The 22337-nt window shown below is 57.6% G+C and carries 20 protein-coding genes; 16 read left to right on the forward strand and 4 right to left on the reverse strand.

What is annotated here, in order from left to right; translation table 11 throughout:
* The 10 genes from JS82_05845 (at window position 1) to JS82_05890 (ending at window position 3004) form a co-directional block, all read left to right on the forward strand.
* Complete coding sequence (locus JS82_05845) at window positions 1-405, forward strand: hypothetical protein (protein QHK17651.1); 405 nt, start codon at window positions 1-3, stop codon at window positions 403-405.
* The gene (locus JS82_05850; protein ID QHK17652.1) at window positions 402-659 is read left to right on the forward strand and encodes a hypothetical protein; all 258 of its coding nucleotides are present in this window, start codon (window positions 402-404) and stop codon (window positions 657-659) included. Before JS82_05845 ends, JS82_05850 begins: the two co-directional genes overlap by 4 nt.
* Entirely contained in the window at window positions 656-820 is a 165-nt protein-coding gene (locus JS82_05855; protein ID QHK17653.1) for a hypothetical protein, read from the forward strand. Before JS82_05850 ends, JS82_05855 begins: the two co-directional genes overlap by 4 nt.
* Window positions 817-1005 carry a hypothetical protein gene (locus JS82_05860; protein QHK17654.1) on the forward strand — a complete coding sequence of 63 codons (189 nt, stop codon included), beginning with the start codon at window positions 817-819 and terminating at the stop codon, window positions 1003-1005. Before JS82_05855 ends, JS82_05860 begins: the two co-directional genes overlap by 4 nt.
* Window positions 1002-1232 (forward strand): hypothetical protein, encoded by a 231-nt coding sequence (locus JS82_05865; GenBank protein QHK17655.1) that lies wholly within the window; start codon window positions 1002-1004, stop codon window positions 1230-1232. Before JS82_05860 ends, JS82_05865 begins: the two co-directional genes overlap by 4 nt.
* Entirely contained in the window at window positions 1229-1417 is a 189-nt protein-coding gene (locus JS82_05870; protein QHK17656.1) for a hypothetical protein, read from the forward strand. Before JS82_05865 ends, JS82_05870 begins: the two co-directional genes overlap by 4 nt.
* Window positions 1414-1749, forward strand: coding sequence for a hypothetical protein (locus JS82_05875; GenBank protein QHK17657.1), 336 nt, complete (start codon window positions 1414-1416; stop codon window positions 1747-1749). Before JS82_05870 ends, JS82_05875 begins: the two co-directional genes overlap by 4 nt.
* A 79-nt stretch (window positions 1750-1828) precedes the next feature.
* Window positions 1829-2170, forward strand: a complete 342-nt coding sequence (locus tag JS82_05880) for a hypothetical protein (GenBank protein QHK17658.1) — start codon at window positions 1829-1831, stop codon at window positions 2168-2170.
* A 64-nt stretch (window positions 2171-2234) separates the two neighbouring features.
* Window positions 2235-2525 (forward strand): hypothetical protein, encoded by a 291-nt coding sequence (locus tag JS82_05885; protein QHK17659.1) that lies wholly within the window; start codon window positions 2235-2237, stop codon window positions 2523-2525.
* The gene (locus tag JS82_05890) at window positions 2525-3004 is read left to right on the forward strand and encodes a hypothetical protein (GenBank protein ID QHK17660.1); all 480 of its coding nucleotides are present in this window, start codon (window positions 2525-2527) and stop codon (window positions 3002-3004) included. Before JS82_05885 ends, JS82_05890 begins: the two co-directional genes overlap by 1 nt.
* 851 nt (window positions 3005-3855) lie before the next feature.
* Here the strand turns inward: JS82_05890 and JS82_05895 are convergent.
* The 4 genes from JS82_05895 to JS82_05910 form a co-directional block, all read right to left on the reverse strand.
* Complete coding sequence (locus JS82_05895) at window positions 3856-4110, reverse strand: hypothetical protein (protein QHK17661.1); 255 nt, start codon at window positions 4108-4110, stop codon at window positions 3856-3858.
* Between the two features lie 1699 nt (window positions 4111-5809).
* On the reverse strand, window positions 5810-6742 hold the full coding sequence (locus JS82_05900) for a hypothetical protein (protein QHK17662.1): 933 nt from the start codon (window positions 6740-6742) through the stop codon (window positions 5810-5812).
* Between the two features lie 234 nt (window positions 6743-6976).
* Window positions 6977-7951: a hypothetical protein gene (locus JS82_05905; GenBank protein QHK17663.1), complete on the reverse strand. Its 975-nt coding sequence runs from the start codon at window positions 7949-7951 to the stop codon at window positions 6977-6979.
* A gap of 949 nt (window positions 7952-8900) precedes the next feature.
* A complete protein-coding gene (locus tag JS82_05910; GenBank protein ID QHK17664.1) occupies window positions 8901-9107 on the reverse strand; it encodes a hypothetical protein in 207 nt (68 codons plus the stop codon).
* 323 nt (window positions 9108-9430) lie between these two features.
* Here JS82_05910 and JS82_05915 point away from each other — a divergent pair, with 323 nt between their 5' ends.
* From JS82_05915 to JS82_05940, 6 genes are all read left to right on the forward strand, one after another.
* Complete coding sequence (locus JS82_05915) at window positions 9431-11002, forward strand: hypothetical protein (protein QHK17665.1); 1572 nt, start codon at window positions 9431-9433, stop codon at window positions 11000-11002.
* A gap of 58 nt (window positions 11003-11060) precedes the next feature.
* On the forward strand, window positions 11061-11849 hold the full coding sequence (locus JS82_05920; protein ID QHK17666.1) for a hypothetical protein: 789 nt from the start codon (window positions 11061-11063) through the stop codon (window positions 11847-11849).
* 39 nt (window positions 11850-11888) lie between these two features.
* Window positions 11889-13451 carry a hypothetical protein gene (locus JS82_05925; protein QHK17667.1) on the forward strand — a complete coding sequence of 521 codons (1563 nt, stop codon included), beginning with the start codon at window positions 11889-11891 and terminating at the stop codon, window positions 13449-13451.
* Between the two features lie 478 nt (window positions 13452-13929).
* The gene (locus JS82_05930) at window positions 13930-17745 is read left to right on the forward strand and encodes a hypothetical protein (GenBank protein ID QHK17668.1); all 3816 of its coding nucleotides are present in this window, start codon (window positions 13930-13932) and stop codon (window positions 17743-17745) included.
* A 1-nt stretch (window position 17746) separates the two neighbouring features.
* A complete protein-coding gene (locus JS82_05935; GenBank protein ID QHK17669.1) occupies window positions 17747-20401 on the forward strand; it encodes a hypothetical protein in 2655 nt (884 codons plus the stop codon).
* Window positions 20401-22326, forward strand: coding sequence for a hypothetical protein (locus tag JS82_05940; GenBank protein QHK17670.1), 1926 nt, complete (start codon window positions 20401-20403; stop codon window positions 22324-22326). The genes JS82_05935 and JS82_05940 overlap by 1 nt, the downstream gene beginning before the upstream one ends.
* Window positions 22327-22337 lie beyond the last annotated feature (11 nt).

A 22337-nucleotide genomic window follows, 5' to 3' on the forward strand; every position in this document is an offset into this window, starting at 1 on the left:
ATGGATCGGCACACCATCCAGCGCAACTTCGCGCTACCGCTCAGCACCATCGAACGCCTAAACCGCCTCAACGTCTGGGGCCGCATGGGCCCCAGCGAACTGACGGACATGGCCATCCGCCTCCTCTACGAGGTGTCGAAGTCGATACAGCAGGAGACCGGCTCGGATGCCCAGACCATTCTACGCAGAATAGCGTCATCGCTCGGTGACACGGGCGTGTCCGACGCACATTCTCTTCTCGGCCAGGTCGAGCCCCCAGTATCGGAGGAAATGACCGAGATCTTCGAAACGCTAACAGGAGTCGCTAAAATGTTCTATTCGATCAATTCGCAGACCAGTGTAGATTCGTCCACCGACAGGACCAAGGACACCTTTCAAGAGAATACGGAGGGGGAGCTGCCATGAGAGGGGGCAGTAAGGGATTCCGCCCGCTCATGTGGGACCCCAACGAACAGCGCATATACGTCCGCACGGACATGGGGATCTACTCCGGGGCAATCTCGGACATCAGGTTTAATCTCACGCCATCCGACGGACTTCCGGACAGCGCGGTCGTCTTCGACCCGTCCGCCAAGATCCTGGGGGCTGTGGTGGCCAACGCCATCGTCCACGCCGTACGCGTTGCCGAGCGCGAGATAGCCGAGAGGTCGATCAGATGATATCGCTTCCCATCTACGTCATGGACGCCGTCACCGACATCCAGGCCCATCTACGCGACGCAGGACTGGAGGACATCCGCATCGAGATAACCGCCAAGCACGTCTACGTCCAGAACAGACTGTATATCGAGACCAGCAATTGCCTGGAGGGAAGCGAATGAGCATATTCTCGCTTTCCGCCAAGGTGGAGCTCTCCGGCATGGCAGTCGTCGCCGAGTGCGAGGAGGACGCCCGCCACATCGCCCAGGAAATGATCGAGCAGTTCGGGTTCTTGGAATGCCGGTGTGACGGCATCACCACGGACATCGATAGTGTCTACGAAATCCCTGAGGAGGAGATATTGTGACGCACCACTACGCCAAGCTGGACGATGCCAAGCGTGACGTGGTGAACGTCCTGTCTCGCATAGGAATCGCCACGCTGCCAGAGATACGTCGTGCGCTTCCGGACTACTCCAGCCAGACCGTCGGAAGAGCCGTCCGCGAACTGATAGCAGAGAACGTCATCGCTGTCCACGTCGAAGGGAACAACAGGATCCAGAAGCGCCCGCTCCGCCTGGAGGTCGTAGGATGACCGACGCATGGTTCGCCAGGAAGGAGGACATCCGCATGTGGTGCACGATGGTCGGCGCCAAGCGCGTCTACCAGTCCAACGTGTCCATGAGAGTGATGCTCCGCCGCCTGAGGAGGTTCGAGGCCGAGACGGGGCTCACCTATCCCGGTAAGGGCAACTGGAACCCGCCGGAGGGATCGGCATGAAGATTCCGGAAGGCTCCGGATGTGCCGAGTGCGCCAACTGCCTCACCGTCGGAGACAGGACGGAATATCTGTGCGATGACGACAACAGGGCCGCAGGGGAAGACTGCCACCGGTTCGTATCCAGGGACAGCGAGCCGCCGTCCCTCACCTACGGCATATCCACCACCATTGCAGGGGTCGACGCCGAAAGGGTGGGCCTGGAGTTGATCGTCGAAGGTAGCGATCGCGACGACTGGTTCTCTTTCCTCAAAAGGGAATCCTCCACATTCCAGATAACCGACAGACACTACCGTGTGACACTGGAGCGCATCGACGGGAGGGCTGGACAATGACCGCCCGTTACGACTTCACACAGTTCCTGATCTTTTATGCAGTATGGACAGTGGCCATTGAATCACCGGAGGAAGGGTCATGATCCCGTGCAAGCTGGGCATGGGGTGCCCGTACTGCTGCTACGGCGAGGACGAGGGCCGCTGCACGTATCCCTTCATTTCCAACGTCGCGACGAAGAAGGAGCTCGAGTCGACCTTCCAGGAAGAGTGCATGTGCCAGCTCATCGACGAGAGATCGGAAATGGTCGTGCTCATGAGAATGTGCAACGAGTATGATGACGAGTCCCAATGGCATGAACTGATGCGGAGGCTGCCCTTACTCTTGGACAGGACCACGGGCTTCTTCCACGAGAGGCTCAAGGAAAGAGTGGCGGCGAAAGCTTGGAAACAGTGCATCGAATCGCTGGGGGCGGAAGAATGAGTCCCGTTCTAGCATTCATCCTGACCTTGAAGGACGGGACGATCGCAGCCGGGCTGGTGATGCCATGAGCATGGAATCGATGTTCTTCTCGGCCAAGGAGTTCATCACCGCCGACGAGCACCCGGGTGTGAAGCCCCTCGGGCACTACCACACCGATCCATGGGGACCCATCGTCTATCCGGACAGGTCGTCCGGACCAAGGGTGAAGGTCATCATCGAGTGGTACGACGGAACCATGGACGAGGAGCTCTACAACTCCCCGACCGAAGGGAAGATGCGCTACCAGAATATAAGGGCCCTCCTGGACAGCAACCTCACCCACAACGTCCGCGACATCAGAATGGAGGTGATCTGATGACGTGCTGGACCGTCCTGGACAAGGACGGGACGACCGTCGGAACGTTCTCCGTTGACGGTTCCTCCAACGCCCGCATCATGGCGTTCAATACACTGGTCGAACGCTACAAGAGCGGCGGGAAGCTGTGCAAGAAGAACCGTAACAACATTTTGGACATGTTCTGGATAGACGTTGAATCCGCGGAATACCGCAAAGTGGATTCGGACGACGATCCGTGGAGACCAATCCTCCGGAAGATGGCCATAATCCACGATGAGGACTGGGTTGTCATGGATGCGGAGCTCGTACGGTACGAGAACGTCACACCATACGCAGAGATCCACGGCCTGGGGGATGACGGCTACGACACCGGACGCCCCCAGCTGTGCTGGTGCCGTGCCGTCGTCGACAGAGGAGGAGTGCCTACGTACGAGTTCTTCTCCAAGCCGCTGTCGAGGTCCTTCCAGGTATGGGTTTGCAAGAGGTGTGTAAAATGACCTCTATATGATGTGTCATCTCTAAGCTAGGAAAAAGGAGAGTCTTTTTTCGGTCCGAAGAAAAGCCGAAACATCACAGTTGATGCGTATGTGTTGATCGAACCTTCAAACAAGAAGAATGGAAGGATCGTTGAAATCGAAGATTCAAAGGATCGTAAAATCGTGCATTCCTCCAACATGACGGATTCAATTATTCTGCTACATCTGACCATCATTTCTAAAGAGCGGTTGGTCTTAAGGCAAAGATTCTGAAACCGGACGAATACCTGTATGATGAGAATATCCCAGGCAATTTCAACCATAATGAAGGAAAGATGTAGGAAATGATGTAAAAACAATAAAATCCATCAACTTTCTGTAATAATTGCAGAACGGAGGAAATGAATACTCACCGCACACAATCGGGGATGGCGGTCCGGACCGTTCTGCATCATTCTTAATCAATCATTCAGATATCATCCCTACGGGCCGTGCATTCATCGAACACATGTTAATAGGGGCGTAGGCATGATGATAGTCAGCCTTATGGTGGCGTTGTCCATCTTACATAGAGCCCTGGACATTACTGTACTCGGCCATGAGGATGTCTAGACTTCATGTTACTTCTTATGATCGAGAACTTATCGCTGATTTCCATGATGACAAAGATGACTGTACGCACCTTCAGCTCGTCTTTATCTAATTCAGAGGCGAACTCCCCCGTGCCTTGAGCTCGGCGAAACGCTCGGAGAAATGTTGTTGATGAGGTCCTGCTGCTCCTGGATTGATGTCACCTTACCGCTGTCCTGCTGGACCTCAATCTAGATTTCGTCTGCCACAGTGTGCCCTCCGTTGTGACAGAGTTATCAACGTTAGCCAAGAACATTAATATTAACAACGTTAACCCCAAGTGGTATCGTTCCTGGGGAAAAATTCGAGGATATCGTATGCGCCTGAATCTCATCGAAGTCCTGGCCTTCGTCCAGCGCCCGGAGAACGCGGAGCTTGTCCTCAAGCATCTCGTCGCTGTCATGATCGTAGTACGGCGCAAGGCTCGGAGGAAGAAGCCCCTTGATGAGCAGACCGCTGATCTCCATAATCATGTCCAGAGTCTCGTTCTCGTCCATGTTCACCACGTCCTGTCGATGATCTTGTCACTAGATACTTCAGAGCTCCGACGAGCTCGGATTTGTCCCGTCTCAGCATCTCCATGAGGTCCAGTCTAAAAACTCTTAGTGCACCGCAATTGACGAGTTTTTGTGTTGTGTTTCTCCTTCTACATGACCCGTGATTTTTGCGGAGTGGTTCTCGAGGATGAGAGACTCCTGATTCCTGATCACGGACTTCAGCAGAGGAGAACGCGTCAGACTGGTCCTTGATTCTGCCCTGCTGGATAGCGTCCCGCACTTGGCGTTCCAATGGTTGTATGTCACGTTGTGGGGGACTTTGACCGAGTGGTTCTGGACATCCCCCGTAGCCCAGATACAGTAAAACCCGTCACTGACGAGCTCTTCTCGCGGCCATTTGATCTCATGGCATCTATGTGGGGGCCCTCGTCTAGCAGGCGGCTCATTCCCACGGACACGGAAACGAAACCGCACGTTTCCAGGGCCTGGCTGGGGACGAGCCGCGGATGTTGCCGTAATCGAGTCGGAGACAATTAGAACGTTTTTAACGCAAATCGTGAACCTAATGGCGTCCTCATGGGTTGATAAACGGTTGAATGAGAGGATTCCGGCACCAGATATGGCGATGACAGCGTTCCTTCGGCTGAGACAGCTTTCTACTCGTCCACCGCTGCAGCCACCACACCGAGGATCGATTGGGAACATGACCTGCCGTCGATTATAACGCTGTTGTATATAATCGGCATAAAGGAAGGCCCCGAACTGGATTTAAGAACGGATCAGGAGCCAGACATGGCGGTCGATGAATGAACAAGGGGCGGGATGGGCGATGACGTACGGGTAGTGCACATATGCATTCCCCGGCCCCTCAAATGACCCATCCCGGGGCCGGGGCGGTTCCTGTCGATGTTGGACAACGTTCCACGTCCGATGGGATGCTCGACAAGGTCCCGAGACTACATGCTTCGAGGAAGAATATTAATGATGGTTAGAAACACCCAGGACAGCACAGTTCTGACACCCCTATGGGTAATGGATGCCTTGGAGTTCTCTTTCCAGGGTACCCGCATCCACAGTGAATGCGAATGCACCTGAAACCCGAGTTAAGTGACTCTTGAGACATCCCGTGTCGATGCAGATTATTAAAGATAGTACGCCGTTGGAAGATACGCGACGACGAAGATTGCCCATCCCTTCTTCTGCCGTCGCACTCACCTGCTAGGCAACATCCCGATCGACGACTCCGAAATCATCAGTACGTGATGCAACCTTCCTTCACACTCCCTTCTATTTGTTCTGGAACGTCCTTCAATGACGCTACCCCAACCCTCATACCACTCTACGTAATTTTCGACACGTCTTGTTCGAAATCACAGGCAGTCTCATTGCTGCTCCAGGTGACGTTTGCCGGCGTCCTCCAACGATGACCTTTCGGGAAGCCAGGGTACTAATTCGGGTGTGGGATTTGGCGATTCATGACCTGTCCCTTCTGCGGTTGCGAGATTCCAGACACCAATCCGTTCTCTCTTTGCCCCACATGCGGGTAGCCTTTCCAGATCCCGGCAAACCCTGGTCCAAAATACCAGTTCTAACGAGGGAAAATCGCTTAATTATTCTGAATGCCACGATTCATTGACGGGTGTCGTATCGTGACATCGGCGGACAATACAAACTATAGACCTCATGGGACGACACACAATCACTCCGATTCCGGAGCCCCCGCCCTCTCAACCAGCTTCCTGATTGCCGGCACGTTCAGCTGGTACAGCCCCCCGCCCGGGCCTTCCCCGGCCTTCACCAGGAACCGCGCGCGGATACCCTTCTCGGACATTCCCTCCAGGACCCTCACCGCATCCTCGGGCACCTTGACGAAGCGGCACGTCCAAAGGATCTCCCTCTTGGTCCACGCCCTCTCGGGCAAGGACCTCTTTGCCTGTACGTTCTGGTACCTCTCCAGCTCCGGATCGTCCGGGAACAGTGCGGGCGGGCTCTCAGGGACGTCCACCCAGCAGCGTCCATCCCTCTCTCTCCGGACGTGCTCTTGGGAGTCCGACGGCCCCTCGGCGAACATGACCGGCATGTCGCCGAACATGCCGAACGGGACCGATTTGAGGAAGTCGTTCACGAGCTCCAGCACCAACTCCGTGAGATCGGAACTCTCGCTCTCGAAATCGATGCACCCGTCAGACGTGATGTGGGCCCTGTTCGTCCGGCTCTCCTGGGCGAGGAACTCGAGGTTGACCCTGTACTCCCTGCCCTTCAGGGTGAAGACGGCCGTCGGCCCGTCGATTATCATGTCCACGTTCCTCAGGAGATCCGACCATGGGATCTCCGGGCAACCGTGGAGGGGGTCGAACTCATCATCCAGGAACTGCGTCGCCTCCATTGTCTTCGCGATGAAGTTGGCGAGCCACGTATCGTACAGCCCGTCCACGTGGATGGACCCGTTCGCGTCGTACCACACCTTCGCCCATCTCGCTATCGATTCGATGGGGTGGCATTTAGGATGGGAGTCGACGTAGGCTTTGAGTTCGGGGTAGATCCTGTCCACCCAGTCGTTGACGTAGTACCTGTCCTGTCCGAACTTGTTCCACGGCTCTAGCTGCTGCTTTATCGTGCGGATGGATGACATCGCGCATCCCTCGCGACGCTTCTGCTCATAAACTAGGAATGAACAGACTGGGATAAATGAAGTTCACAGTACGGTTCACCGCATCACCCTGTCATACTTGTTAGGATTAAGCGACGAGATAATAGCGGGAAGGCTCAACATAATGGAATTTGATGCGTTAGAACTCGTCAAAGAAAGGAAGCTAACAGAGAAAAATCGGAGATTATACCAAATAAGGAACAGATGATGCGTGATTCATATATCACTGCGTAGGCCGAATGCCCTGTAGCATCTCATCACAATCCGCCAATCCGGATTCCCATGACATGACCTGATGATCCTGTCGAAGTGATTGTCCCAGGACTCATCGTGATACAGTTGCAGCTTGGCCTTGGCCCCTTCGATCGAGTGGGTGACCGTCGCGGGCACCGTTTTGAGCTGGAGCACCCTGTTCATGAAATCAACCATGCGGTCCGTGTCATATCCCGCTTTGAACAGGGAGGTCACAACGGCCTCCCTCATGGACATCTTCGCGTTGATGACCAGTGGCCCCATCTCCCTTTCGATGATCTTGAGCATGATCCCATCGTTTCCGTCATCCCTGAACCAGAAATTTTCATCCACGACCTTGTCTGGAGGTCTAAGACGGATGCGGTCCGAATCTATCAGCTCCGAATAGACCGTATTGTTGACGTGGTCGTATCTCACCAGACAGAGGTAGAGGTCCGGCGAGATGTTCCTCACCCAGAGACGTGCCCAATTCTTTCCATAGTCCAGGGAGTAGTATATGTATTTCTTATAGGGCCATTCGTCGAAGGACCAGAGCGTCTCCTCGTGGATGTCGCCGTTCTCCTCATACCACTTGCCACTCAGATACGCATAATTACCAACGTCATCCTTCGCCAGGGCCTCGTATTCCCATTCGAATGCGTAATCCAGTGCTTCGAACAGGCTGTCGAATCTCAGAGTGACTCTCTTATTGTCCATTTGTCCTGAGAACTCGAAGTAGTCGGCTTTCGGCCTACCGTCATCGAGGAAGGTTATCGAGTAACAGAAATCATCCTCACCGAACCTCGGATTGTGTCTGAGGACCGCGTCATCCTTTGTGCGCCGTATAACATCCTGGGCCTTGATGACCATCTTTTTCAGATCAGAGGCATCAACGAAACTATTGCAGAGCCGAATACTACGGTTCCCGATTTCCAGAACAATGCCAAACATGTCAAACATTGACGACCCTCGATTCAGTGCGATGTTCAGATTACATGCCATGATCAGATAGAGACCGTCAGCTTCCGATGTCGGTCTCAAACAGAACAGTCGATGGTACAACATCCTGCCTGCATATGGCATTCATTGTTCTGAATCCAGTTCATAGGCTATAAGAACTGTCAACACAGCAACACACATCCTGGAGTATTTCTGGGTCAGGAATGAGGACCTACAAGTTCTGTGTGCATGAGCGATAAATACGGCGTATCTGGATACTCGCCCCGAAGTATTAGGATGAGCATAGCCATAGTGCTCGTTCATCTGACAAGAACTGCAATCCTTTACAAATCCATTGAAAAAGTCGATACCGCTCAGAACAGTCGTAGTGAATGGCATAGAGTGCAGTGCCATACACACTACCTTCGAAACAAGAGGCATGGATCATCGGATTTGTTGGCAACAAAGATCTTTCAGTTTTTTACAAAGGATATATCCATCAGTGATATCGGGATGGCCGGCACCATATAGCTACAAATCCCCCCACAACAGATACCGGAAACAGCACTTATAGACCAACTCAGACACCTTTAACACAAAGGCCGCACTCGCGCACATCGTTGCTAAGGTGTTGCATATTCATTCTTAGATAAAGAAAAGCAAAAAATATTCTAATAGGAATATCATCCTGAAAGCATATTGACTGCGGTTATACCCGATTTGTACATAGAAATGGGCGACATGACCACCCCTATATTGTCCCTAGTGACCGTCGTCTCCACTGACGGCGGCAATGTCCTAATCTTCTAGACGGAAGCACGCGCTCCCCCATGACAGCATTTACGATATTGCGGCATGCGCCTGTGGGTCAGATGTGAGATGCGATCCTCATCATCGCACCAAATTGTTCCTGCGACCAAAGACATACTTCGACGGTCTCCAGAAGCGTTGTCCTCGCATTTTGCCTCGTTCACGCCCCTTTCTCCCAGTAACACTCCTCGTACCAAGTCACCAGTCCCGCGTCGTCCATGTACCCCATCGTCAAATCGAACAGCTCCGGATAAGGTATGGTCCCCTTCAGATCATCGTCTGATATCGGACCGAACCGGTTGATTGTAAGCAGTACGGCGTTCACATTCTCTAGCATCATTCTAGCGAGCTCCTGTCTCTTTTTCATGACGGTGTCTCGCACTGATGATATTTGAAGAGGGAACCGTGCATACACATTGACATTCATAAACCATCGAAAAACGGCTGTTTCCGAGGAAATCTCAGATCCTCTCATTTCTACTATATAAAACAATACTAGTTCCGATATTCTTAGAAATCATCATCCAGTCATCATGATTACCTAGATTTCCACTGAACTGAGAACAAGAAGGTCGTACGCCGTTGGTTTCTCAGAAAATCGGTTTTGTCCCGCTTATAACTCGATCCGCTCCGATGACAATCCGCACACCTTCGCACCCGTATCGGGCGCGGGTGTGAGGATTGATGATCATGTTCGCAACAGACAGAAAAGGTCTGACAGCCCCAGTGGCCGTCGTCGCGGCATTCCTCATGGTATGTGTCGCTTGCATCGGATTCGCTGGGCTGTCGGATGCACAGGGTGAGGACCTTTCCGACACCCATCCGGAGTACGGGGACGCTAATCCCATCGATATCGCGCCCGGATTCTCATGGAGCTATACGGCGTCCTTCAACCTGGAGGGCACTGTGCTTTCAGCAGCAGTGAACGACTTCGAAACCGCCGGATTCGAGGATGCGGTCTCCATCGAGGGGATGACCGTCGTCGTCGAGATCCCCGAGGGCGCACAGGGGTACTACAACCTCGTCCTCCAGGGATACCACGCCGACTCCGAGCAGTACGCCTACCAGTGGATTCAGTTCAACGTCAAGGATGGAATCGCCATCACACCCAGCGGAGAGATCCTCGACAGCGCAGTTGTCGGAATCCCCGTTGAATTCGAGATCACCGCTACCGCCGGATACGGAACAGTCACCTCCATAACAGCGACAGTTTCCGACAACGACGCCGGCAGCTTCACCGTCACGCCTTCCGGTTCCACCGTCACCATCTCCGGAACACCCGCAGTCGATGATCTCGGAGCCCACTCCGTCAAGGTGGACGTCGAGACCAGCAACGGCGAGACGGCCACCAAGACCTACACATTCACCGTCTACAACGACTTCGTCATCACAGCGGACCACACGACCATCGGAAACTACGAGGACTCCGAGGTTGCCACGCTCTCCGTCCCTTCCGACATCACCGTCAGCTCTTGGACCGGACTTGACGACTACACCGAGGGAGCCATCGTCTGGAACTCCGATGCGATGACCATCACCGTCAGCTCCGACGCATACATCAACCAAGCCATTGAGATCGGAGCCATGTCCGCCGACGGGCAGTCCGCCAGCATCACCGTCACCGTCCAGAACGAGAACGACACGATGACCATGTCCCCTGACAGCTCCTCCGTCCTGACCTACTTCGGAAACGAGGAGGCCAAGACCGTCAACATGACCCTCTCCGCCGACACTGGACAGTTCTCCGGGATCCAGGCCGACTCCTACACCCTTGCGTCCCCCGTCACCGGTGTGGGCATCGATGAGGGGACTGGGGTTGTCACCATCACCGGCGAGGCCGTCGCCCAGCAGGACACCACCGTCACCGTCAACGCCACCACGGTCTACGGAAAGACCTTGTCCACGACCTTCACGCTCAACGTCGAGGGTGCCATGACATTCTCAGTCGCCGACGACACGCTGGTTCTCGTCTGTGACGACGAGCACACCGTGGACAGCGAACTCCTCAACGGATCCGCTGAGTACGCAACCGTCTCCTACACCGCGCAGGCCACCGGGGAGAACGCCTCCGGAATCCAGACCTCCATCGTCGAGGGCAAGCTCCACATCGACGGAAGCACCCCCGGACAGACATACACGGTGAACGTGACCGCGTCCACACCAGCCGGCCAGTCCATCACCGAGACATTCACCGTGACCTCCTACCTCGATCTCGCGTTCGACAGCGAGGTCTCCGCCGGAGCCATCGCCTACGAGAAGTGATTACGGCCTCCGAGCCGGCTCCCACAAACCTCTTCCCTTCACCGAAGGGAGGGATATGATGGAATCGTCAAGCATAACGTTGAAAACGGCCGCTTCTCTGCTATCAGTCCTAGCCGTTGTTGCTATTCTCGCCGTAGCCCTCCCGGGCGTGTCCGCCGAGGAGACCGGGGAACAGCATTACGACACGGACCTCGGACAGAAGTGGTCATACACGATCCAGTTCGTGTTCACCGGCTCCAGCGCCGGAGTCATCACATGGGATTTCGGGGACGGCTCCGATCCCATCACGGATGACGCCAGAGACGGGACCTCAGACCACACAATCTGGAATCCCGTTCACACATACTCCGACGAAGGTGTCTACTACGTCACCCAGACGGTGACGGCCGCAGGCAACGGCAGCACGGATTCTGCCGTCTTCAGGATCGAGATCATGGGGTACCCCACGGTCACACTGGTTTACAACAACGGCCAGGAGAACAGGGTAATCCAGATGGAATCCGGAGGCTCCGAAGCAGTCGCCGCCGAGAGACCCGAGGATCCCACAAGGGACGGGTACGCATTCACAGGCTGGTTCACGGACGATGCATGCACCCAGGCATACGACTGGAGCAGCGTCGTCAAGAGCCCCGTCACCCTGTACGCCGGCTGGACGGAGTCCGCCGGAGACGGTTCCGGTTCCGGGGAGACCGACTGGCTCGCCATCGGTTTGATCGCGGCCGGGATCGTCATCGCAGCGATCTCGCTCATCGCCATCGCAACAGTCGGATTCTTAGGCGCACTCGGGACCCTAATCGGGATCGTCGTGGCAATCGCAGGGGCCCTCAGGTTCATGGGGGTGTTCTGAGTGGAGATCTCTTTGAAAGCGGTTGCGACCGCGGCCGTTTTGGCACTCATCGTTTGCTTCTCCACGGTGTCGGTCGATGCCGTCGAAGATCAGGAGTACGACACGGACCTAGGCCAGAAATGGTCATACGAGATTCAGTTCGTCTTCACGGGCGGAAGCGCCTCGAAGATAACATGGGACTTCGGGGACGGTTCCGAGCCCATCTCCGACGACGCATCCGACGGAGAGTCGGACTACACGGTCTGGAATCCTTCGCACGTATACGCTGAGAAGGGTGTCTACTACGTCACACAGACCGTGGAGGGCTCCAGCGGCAACATGGATACCGCCGTCTTCAGAATCGAGATCATGGGATATCCGTACGTCACGCTGGTCTACGATAACGGCCAGTCCAATGGAACCATCCAGATGGAATCCGGCGGATCCCTTTCTACCGCCGCGGCACAGCCAGAAGACCCCGTCAGATCTGGATACACATTCACCGGCTGGTACACCACGCCCGAGTGTGAGGAGCTCTACGACTGGTCCACGGTCGTCAAGAAGCCCGTCACCGTCTACGCCGGATGGACCGAGAACGCCGAGGCGACGATCACGTTCGACGTCGACGACGGACTACCCCTGATGGACCCCGTCCAGGTGACGATTGGTATCGAGTACACCGTGCCCAGCTACGCTGGAACCAAGGAGGGTTACTCCTTCGGCGGCTGGCACTACAACGACCAGACGTACCTAGAGGGTCAGAAAATCACCATCAGTGAAGACATCACACTCAAAGCCTACTGGATCCCCATCGAATGCACGGTGACGTTCGACTCCGACGGTGGCTCCGACGTGCCAGAGCAGAAGGTGCAGTACGGGTCCAAGGCGGTCAAGCCCGACGATCCGACGAGATTCGGCTACATGTTCGAGAGTTGGCTCCTCGACGGGACCCTTTACGACTTCGACTCTCCCGTGACAGGGAACATAACGCTCGTGGCAGACTGGTCATACATCCAGCCCCCCATAGAGAGGCACACGGTGACGTTCGATCCCGCGAACGGGGAGGAGACCTGGGCCTACACCGTGGTCGACGGCGACAAGCTCGGTATGACCGTTCCTGAATGGGCAGGCCACATCTTCGACGGATGGTACACGTCCGAAGGCACACTCTTCGACTTCGACACCCCCATTTCGGAGGACATCACTCTCACCGCCAAGTGGCGGACCATCCAGTACACGGTGACGTTCGATTCCGCCGGAGGTTCCAGTGTGGAGTCGCAGACCGTGTACCATGGATCGTCGGCCATGGAACCCTCGGACCCCACCAAGAACGGATACAATTTCGAGGGATGGTATCTAGGCAGCGAACCTTACGACTTCCGGAATCCGGTGACGGCGGACATCACTCTCACCGCTCAGTGGTCCGATGTGCCCGCAACCGACGATGATGATGGAGAGTCCAACGTCTGGTACCTTGTCGGAGCCATCGTCTGTGCCATCGTGGCCGGTCTTCTCGTGGTCGTGTTCTACAAGCAGGCCAGCGAGTGGTACGTCCTAATCGGAATGATCGTCGCCATCGTGGCCGCGATGGTCCTCGCACTGTTCTACGCGGGGGTGCTCTGAGTGATCGGATGCACCTCCGAAACCCTTTTCCCTTCCTTAGCGGGGGTTCGTCATGAATAAAGATACCAGGATGATGGCTATCGCAGCAGTTGTACTGATGACGATGTGTACTGTCAGTGTGGTGGCAGTCTTCGATTCGGAGGAAACGGATGCGGCAACCTACGGTTCGATCAGTGAGCCTCTGTCAAGCGTGGATCTCACTCCGGATACCTCCTTGAGTGGACAGACTGTTTACGTGTATGTTGGCTCCATCGTCAATATCCAGCTCACTGGGAATTATGATTACAGTGTCAGTCAAGGTTGGTTCGTTAACAAATTCAATAGTGAGACGAATTCCTCAGTGATAGTGCCGTATGAAACCGGAAACCACTCGTTCCGGTTTTGGGATCTAGTAACCGATGATCCGAATATCGACTTCAACATCTGGGTAGTCGGCCCCACCTTCGGTACGAGTTCTAACCCCATCACATATTTCGAGATGACCGGATTGACGTTCCTCAACGTCAACCCTGATGACGCATACAACGACTATGGCATGGATGCTACCGAAGAGAGTTTGCAGAACATGTTCGACTCCTACAGGGAGTTCTACGTTCAGTCGGGAACACGTGTCGATATTGAACAGTTTTTCATCTATTACAACGATAGTAACCCATACTATCTCGAAGTTGATTTCACAAGTGTCACTTCCGGATTCGGACTGATTGTTCGCAACGATGGGATAACAGGCACTCTGAACACTGGCGGAGACATCACTGTAGGGGTCGAGATCACATCGTATTGGGGTGCTGATTTCAATGCAACTGTCAGTGATTCGTTCGTAATACACTCCATTGCCCAAGAGGTCGAGAGTGTGACAATCTCCGGGGCCACCTCCGGCGAGGTCGGAGACTACATCGATCTGACAGCAACGGTAGACCCCAGCGATGCGGACAATCCCGACGTCACATGGTCCATCACATCCGGTTCCAACAGGGCGACGATCTCCTCCCAGGACGGGGACTCCTGCAGGATCAATCTGACCGGCGAGGGATCGGTCACCGTCCGTGCGACGGCCGACGACGGAGGAGGCGCCTACGACACCCACACCATAACCGTCACCCAGCCGCAGCCGGTCACCAACATCTCCATCACCGGGCCCACCGAGGTAAACATCGGTAGCTCCATCACCCTCACGGCCACGACTACGCCGTCCAGCGCCGACAACAGGTACGTGAACTGGACGGTCACCTCCGGCAGCTCCCGCGTGACTTACGACACCGACGACACCTCCACCGGAGGCACGATCACCCTCATCGGACAATCCGCGGGAAGCGTCACCGTCCGTGCGACGGCCGACGACGGCAGCGGCGTGAGCGCGACATACAGCATCACGGTCAACGACCCGGACGTCACATACCGCATCAACTACAATCTCCAGGGAGGCTCCTGGAGCCAGTCCGACCAGTCCTACACCACCGAGGCCTCCAGCTACAGGTTCACCATACACAGCGCCGAACCCACCCGCGATGGCTACGAGTTCATGGGATGGGCGACCAACAGCTCCACGAGCAACATCTCCTACTCCCCCAGTTCCGGAGTGACCCTCTACAGCAGCGACCCCGTCCTCGACCTCTGGGCGGTGTGGGAGGCCTTGGACGAGTACACCCTGATCCTCAACGCCAACGGCGGAACGCTGTCCTCCAACGTCATCACCGAGTACGAGTCCGGCAGCGCCCACACGTTCAACCTCTCGGGCTACGTCCCGACATGGGGCGACAGGGTGTTCGTCGGATGGGCGGAGTCCGCGAACGCGACCTCGGCCACCGTGATCTCCGGAGGCTCCTATTCGACCTCGACGCTGAGCAGCACCCTGTACGCCGTGTGGAACACCACTTACACGGTCACATACGACACGAACGGGGGCACCAACACCCCATCCCCGCAGACCTACGCGACGACCCAGTCCTCGCACTCGTTCACCGTCCAGAGCTCCAGCATGGTAAGGGACGGATACGAGTTCGTCGGATGGGGCCTGACCGCGAACGACACCGCCGTCACGTACCAGACCGGCAATACTGTGAACCTCACCAGGGCGGAGCCCACCATCACGCTCTACGCCGTGTGGGCCAAGGTCTTCACCCTGCAGTTCGACGCCGGGGATGGCACCGGCGCCCCCGACACGATGACATCCACATCCACCATCGACGAGTCCCACGCTTTCATCATCCCCGATGACGTGCCCACGCTGAGCGGGCACGAGTTCGCGGGATGGAAGGTCTCGGGGGATTCCACGAGCTACCAGCCGGGCGAGCCCATCACCGTCACCGGGACCACGGTCCTCGAGGCCGTGTGGAACGAGGTGAACACCATCACGCTCCACTACGAGGCCGGCGAGGGCGCCACGAACGTCCCCGAGGACCAGATCGCCACCGAGGTCAACACCGACACCCACGAGTTCACCGTCACGTCCACCGTCCCGGTAAGGGAGGGGTACCACTTCGACGGCTGGTCCACCACCTCCGGGGGAGCGGTAGAGTACACAGCGGGGGAGTTCATCACCGTCACCGGAAGCGACACCCTCTACGCGGTATGGACCGCGTACACGTACATCACCCTGCAGTACAACGGGCTCGGGGGAACGAACGTCCCCTCTACCCAGACACACGAGACCCTTGACGAGTCCTCCCATACCTTCACGATCTCCTCCGCGGTGCCCGTTCTCGACGGATACGAGTTCGGCGGATGGGCGCTGACGGAGGGAGGGGAGGCCGAGAAGCAGCCCGGCGAGACCATCGAGGTCACCGGAAGCCAGACCCTGTACGCGGTATGGCTTAAGATCAACAGCTTCGTTCTCCAGTACGACGTTGGGGAGGGAAGCGGCACATTCGAGCAGCAGACGCACCAGTCCACCGAGGCCGCCCATACCTTCACGATCTCCGAGACGAAGCCCACCGCACCCGAGGGCATGTACTTCGAGGGATGGGACACCGACGGCGACGGACAGGCGGACAAACAGCCCGGCGAGACCATGGACGTCACGGGGACGCTGACCATCACCGCGGTCTACCAGCAGATCACCTACGACCACACCGTGGTCTTCGATGCCAACGGCGGCCAGGGAGGACCCGACTCCGTCACCGAGACCACGACCGAGCAGACACACCTCATCGAGGTCCCCGACACCGTCCCGACGATGGAGGGCATGGCCTTCCTCGGATGGGCCGACAGCGACGACGCCGAGTCTCCGGACTACGTCGTCGGCGACCACATCGAGGTGGGCGAGACCAAGACCGTCTACGCCGTGTGGAGGGAGGCCGTCGTGCACATCACCTCCACCCAGGAGGACGTGACGGTCTACATCGGTACGCCCTTCAGCTACCTGGTGACCACCGACGTGGAGGGGGCCACAGTCCAGTTCGAGAGCGAGCCGCCCGCATCCGGATGGCTCAGCGTGGACAGCAGCGGGAGGATCTACGGAACCCCTGTGAGGACTGACCAGGGTAGCTACGAGGTAACCGTCTCCGCATCCTACCCTGGATACGAGACCGCCACACAGACCTTCACCATCACTGTCGAGCCCATCGACCACCAGGTCGCCCCCACCGCCGGGGTGGACATCTTCATCGCCGGTTCGAGCGCCACAAACGAGCCCGTCCAGTTGGACGGATACCTCGACTACGGCACGTTCTACGCCTACACCCTGGACATCCAGTTCTCCGGGAGCTCCGCCAACGAGATCGTCTGGACGCTGAACGGGGAGATGATATCCAGTCTCTGGAACGTCAACTACACCTTCAGGGACATCGGCGAGTACGAGATCGTCCAGACCGTCAAGAACAGCTACAACGGCGGTTCCGAGGACTCCGTCACGGTGAGGTTCACCATCTCCGGATACCCGACGGTCACCTTCGTCTCCAACGGAGGCTCCGAGGCCCCCGTCGCAACCGCGTCCGGATACGGTGGAACCATCGAGATGCCCGCGGACCCGACGAGGGACGGATACGTCTTCGCCGGATGGTTCCTGGACGAGGATCTGACCGAGCCGTTCAACAGGTACAGCAAGCTCACCGAGAACATCACCCTCTACGCCGCATGGACCGAGTCCGCCGAGCCCGCCCCTGGAGGGGACGACGATGACGGCGGCGACGGCTCCGAGACCAAGTGGGGCCTCTACGCCGGCATTGTGCTCATCATCGTCGGCGCGCTGATTGCGGCCTACGCCGTCTTCGAAAGGTCCTACTACTTCCTGATACCCGCAGCCGTCCTGGCCATCGTCGGAGCCGTCGTGATAGTCTTCTACGGAGGAATCTGAGATGGATGCCAAACTCAGGATGATCGCCCTGGCAGTCATCCTGTCCCTTACCCTTCTCGGGGCCGGGGCATTGCTCACCGGCGGGGAGGAGTCGGACGCCCTGTCGGGCGACGACCTCGACTCGACGAGCTCTGTGGTGTTCCACGACACCGGCTCCGACACCGAGAAGTGGCTCGTGAAGACGGGGAGCGACATCATCCTCCCGGGCAACCTGTTCGAACACGACGGCTACTACCTGTCCGAGTGGGCGATAGGAAACACAGCTAGCTCTGACACACTGGCCGTCGGCGAGGAGTACACCGTTGAGGGGGACGTCGAGATTTACGCGGTCTACGACACCGTTCCGAACGACCACGACTACACGCACGCCACAGCCTACGACAGGAACCTCAATGAGATGTTCACCTTCGAATGGGAGGTCTTCTCGGGGATCAACAACGCCCCGAGCGGATGGGACATCTTCGACACCGGCGACCTCTACATGAACTACAGCATCGAGATCCAGTCCAACGCCGAATGGCTGGAATGGGAGGTCACCAGGGGCTCCTACTACCAGATGGACCCCATAAGCTCCGTCAGGTTCTACGGTGAGCCCGAACCCGGCACGTACTATGTGACTGTCGCACTTGAGAAGACCAGGATGCTCACTGGGACGCTCCACGACAGCTCCTACATCTACTTCGAGCTGTACGTGCCCACCGACGGCGACGACATCTATACCATCAGCTACACCACCGAGGGGGCCTCCGGGAGCATCCCCAACGAATCCGCCTACTACAACACGGCGATCTACCTCCCCACCGGCGAAGGGCTGGTGAACGGCGACAACACGCTCGTCGCATGGGAGATCACCGAGCACGACCAGGGTACCGCCTACTACCCCCTCGGGGGATTGTACGTGGTTACCGAGAGCGTGACGGTCAGGGCGTTATGGGAGCCGAACCCGCACGTGATCATCTACAACCCGCTGGGCGCGGAGGGCGTCACGGGACACGTGGGGTTCGTCGAGGACATCAGGGAGCTGGACAGCAGCACGACGGCTACGCTCGAAGGCTACGAGTTCGTCGGATGGATCCTCGAGTCGGCACCCGACCAGGTCTACATGCCCGGCTACACGTTCTCCATGCCATCGGCGGACGTCATGTTCGTCGGATACTGGATACCCGAGGGTGCTGAGACGGTGACCGTCACCTACAACCCCAACGAGGGCTCGCTCAACGGCATGACGAACGTCCAGAAGGTCGAGCCCGGCACCAGCATCGTCCTTCCGCTGCTGGGGCCCACCAGGGACGGCTACACGTTCAACGGATGGGTCACATCGACCGAGGGTTCCGGCAACCACTACGACCCCGGAGACGTGTACGTAGTCCAGGACGATGTGACGCTGTACGCCGACTGGGTGGAGGACGGTTCGGGTTCCGAGGACCCCGAGGACCCGGTCATCGTGTACCATCAGGTTCTGTTTCTGCCCGGCTCCGAGAGCTCCACATCCTACAACCCCATGAGCGTGCGCGACGGGTTCACCGTTTCGCAGCCGCTCCCCAACCCCGTGAGATACGACGGCTACGCCTTCAGCTACTGGACCACCGACGAGGGTAGGTACGACTTCGGCCTCCCGGTCGAGTCGGACATGACGCTCCGCGCCGTGTGGGTGAAGGTGGCCACACTGACCTACGACGAATCGAACCCCTCCAAGGTGATCATCACCGCGGAGGACTCCGTGACCACGCTCTACATCGAATGGGGCAACGGGGACACCGACGAGGGGAGGGGAACGTTCGAGTACGACTACGAGGGGACCTTCCACGGACAGATTACCATTAGGGTCAAGGACAGCACGACGTCGCAGTCCGAGTGGCCGGTGACCTATCTCGAGGTCCACGCCTACGATGAAACGGACTCCGGACTGGTGTCCGACCCGCCAGTCGCCGACATTACCGTCGCCGAGGAGCGCGTGGACATCGACGGCGTCACGTACTGGTACCTCGACGCCTCCGGCTCGACGCTGGCCGATGAATGGAGATGGTACATCGACGGGTCGCTCATCGCGAACTCCCAGACGTACTGGTACTACGGCACCATAACCCCGGGAGAGCACACGTTCTACCTCGTGGTCGAAGGGCCGGGAGGCATCGACCAGACCGAGTTCGGGTTCCTGGTCGAGGAGCCCGACCCGGAGGACCCCACGGACCCGGGCGAGCCGGACCCCGACGACCCCAATACCGACCCCGACGACCCGTCGACGGATCCGGGGGACCCCTCCACGGACCCCGACGACCCCGTGCTCAATCCCGACGACCCCGAGAACCCCGACAATCCGAGCGGTTTGACCGCCGTCATCACCATCACGAAGACCGAGAACGGGTACAGGTTCAGCGCCGCCGACTCCACAGGCGATCCGCAGTACTGGATCTGGACCCTTGACGGGGAGACCGAGATCGGCACCGAGGAGGTTGTCGAATACATCGGCCAGCTGGAGGACGGATGGCACACCATCTCGCTGGTCATCTACGACGCCGAGGACAACTGGGTCGACACCGAGGAGGATTTCCTAGTCGGGGACTCAGGCTCCGACTTCAAGCTCTACTATGTCGTTCTCGTCATCCTGCTGGCCCTTGTCGTCCTCATTGTCCTCAAGCTCAGAGGGGTGATATGATGGATTCCAAGCAGAGAAGGCTCGTCGCGTTCGCATGCGCGCTGATGGTGATGGCGGTGCCCTGCATCGCCGTCATGGAGTCCGAGGAGGAAGAGAACGAGGTCGACGCGTTCGTCCCGGTCGTCATACTCGTCGGTTGGGAGGTCTGGGCGGTCACCGCCGCCTGGATAGGCACAGTCGTGGCCGCGTACGTGGCTGGCGACTACTTCGACCTGATAAACAGCGACTACGAAGGCGACTACGCACGCAGCCAGGAGGCGCAACTTGTGGCCAGGTCCATCTCCGACGGTTTGGCCCACTACGCCAACGCCCTCGAGAACTACGCCAACATTTGGGACCTGACCGCCGAGCACTGGATACGCCAGGCGGAGATAACCGCGGCGGCTATCTGGCCGTACATGGACTCCTACGACGTCAACCAGCTCCTGTTCGAGTCCGGAGTCTACGTGAACTCGTCCGACATGATGAGCAACGCGACAGCCCAGATCAACACCCACTTCGCCCAGATGGTGAACCACGCGGCGGAGTGGAACAGTCTCGAGAACACCGCCACCTACGGGGACGGTCTCATGAAGATCGTGTTCCGCTACGGCTTGAGTTCCATCTCCGCCGACGGAGCTGATGCGGCCGGTGGGGACTTCAGAGCCAACATCGGATTGGTGGCCAATGACGTGACCGACTCGTCCAACCGCTTCTACTTCGGAGGCGGTTCGATCTACTCCTCCGTCCAGAACGCGGTGATAACGGACATCGACGACCCGTCGAAGTCCTACCGTCTGGACAAGGGATGGAACGAGATAGGCGATCTCAGCGACGAGGACGTCGCGGGCATCTACGCCGCATCCTCCGGGGTCACCTACGCCGGGGACATCCTCCCGTGCCGCGGGTCCTACGCCACCGACGTCTATGCCGGCATCATCATAGAGAGCGGCGGCAACTCCGAGATTCTGACCTACGTGGACGGCCACCTGGAGACGTCCACGGGATACAGGGTGAACGACCTGGAGATAGTCGTCCAGCCGGACAACTCCTCCGACGAGGTCGCGACAGACCTCATGGTAGCCCTGGAGAACTACGACCTGCTCCTCAACTCCGTCATAAGCACCATGTACCAGGCGGACTCCGCGGCCCACGCCGTGTGGAACATCTACGACAAGAACGGGGAGGCGTCCGCCTACCTGACGACGCTGATGGTCCCGGAGAACTACGAGGAGTTCAACATCAACGAGCAGTGGCTGGAGGTGATTACCGTGCTGGCCATGCAGCAGCTCGCCAGCTACGCCCAGGCGCACAGCGGCGACATCGACCTGAGCGAGTACGTGATGACAATGAACTCGCTGGACCTGTACTGCCGCGGCACCATAGAACTGCCGATGACCCAGGCCGACGGCGAGGCGGGAATCACCGAGAAGGCGATGTACGAGGACGTGGTGTTCACACCCATCTTCTACCGCGACGTGACCCTCGAGAAGGGGGAGAACGACCTGTCCGGGTTCACCGGATACGTGGCGATCTGGGGGGACGGAACGGATCTAGGGAACCTCGACACGATGGACATGGCGAACGCGTCCATCGTGTTCATGGATTCGGGGTCGACCATGGAGATTACCCAGATCATGTACCAGGGCAACATGGTGGACAACGTGTCCCTCCATGTCGAGGAGATAGACATCATCGACCCCCAGAAGATGCAGGACTACGACCCGGTCGAACCCCCCGTCTACAACGACACGGGGGAGCTCATCCGCACGATCATGCTCATCATCGGACTTCTGATGATGGTCTACGGCGTCACTTCGAGGAACTGGCTGATAATCGTGCTGGGGCTTCTGATAGTCGCCATCGGGTGGATAGCGTCGGAACCGATCGAGAACTTCCTATGGGACCGCTTCGAATACAAGTTCGTGTGGCCCAGGAACAGCTGAGGTGAGAGTGA

This window comes from Methanomassiliicoccaceae archaeon DOK (assembly GCA_009911715.1).
Lineage (GTDB): Archaea > Thermoplasmatota > Thermoplasmata > Methanomassiliicoccales > Methanomethylophilaceae > Methanoprimaticola.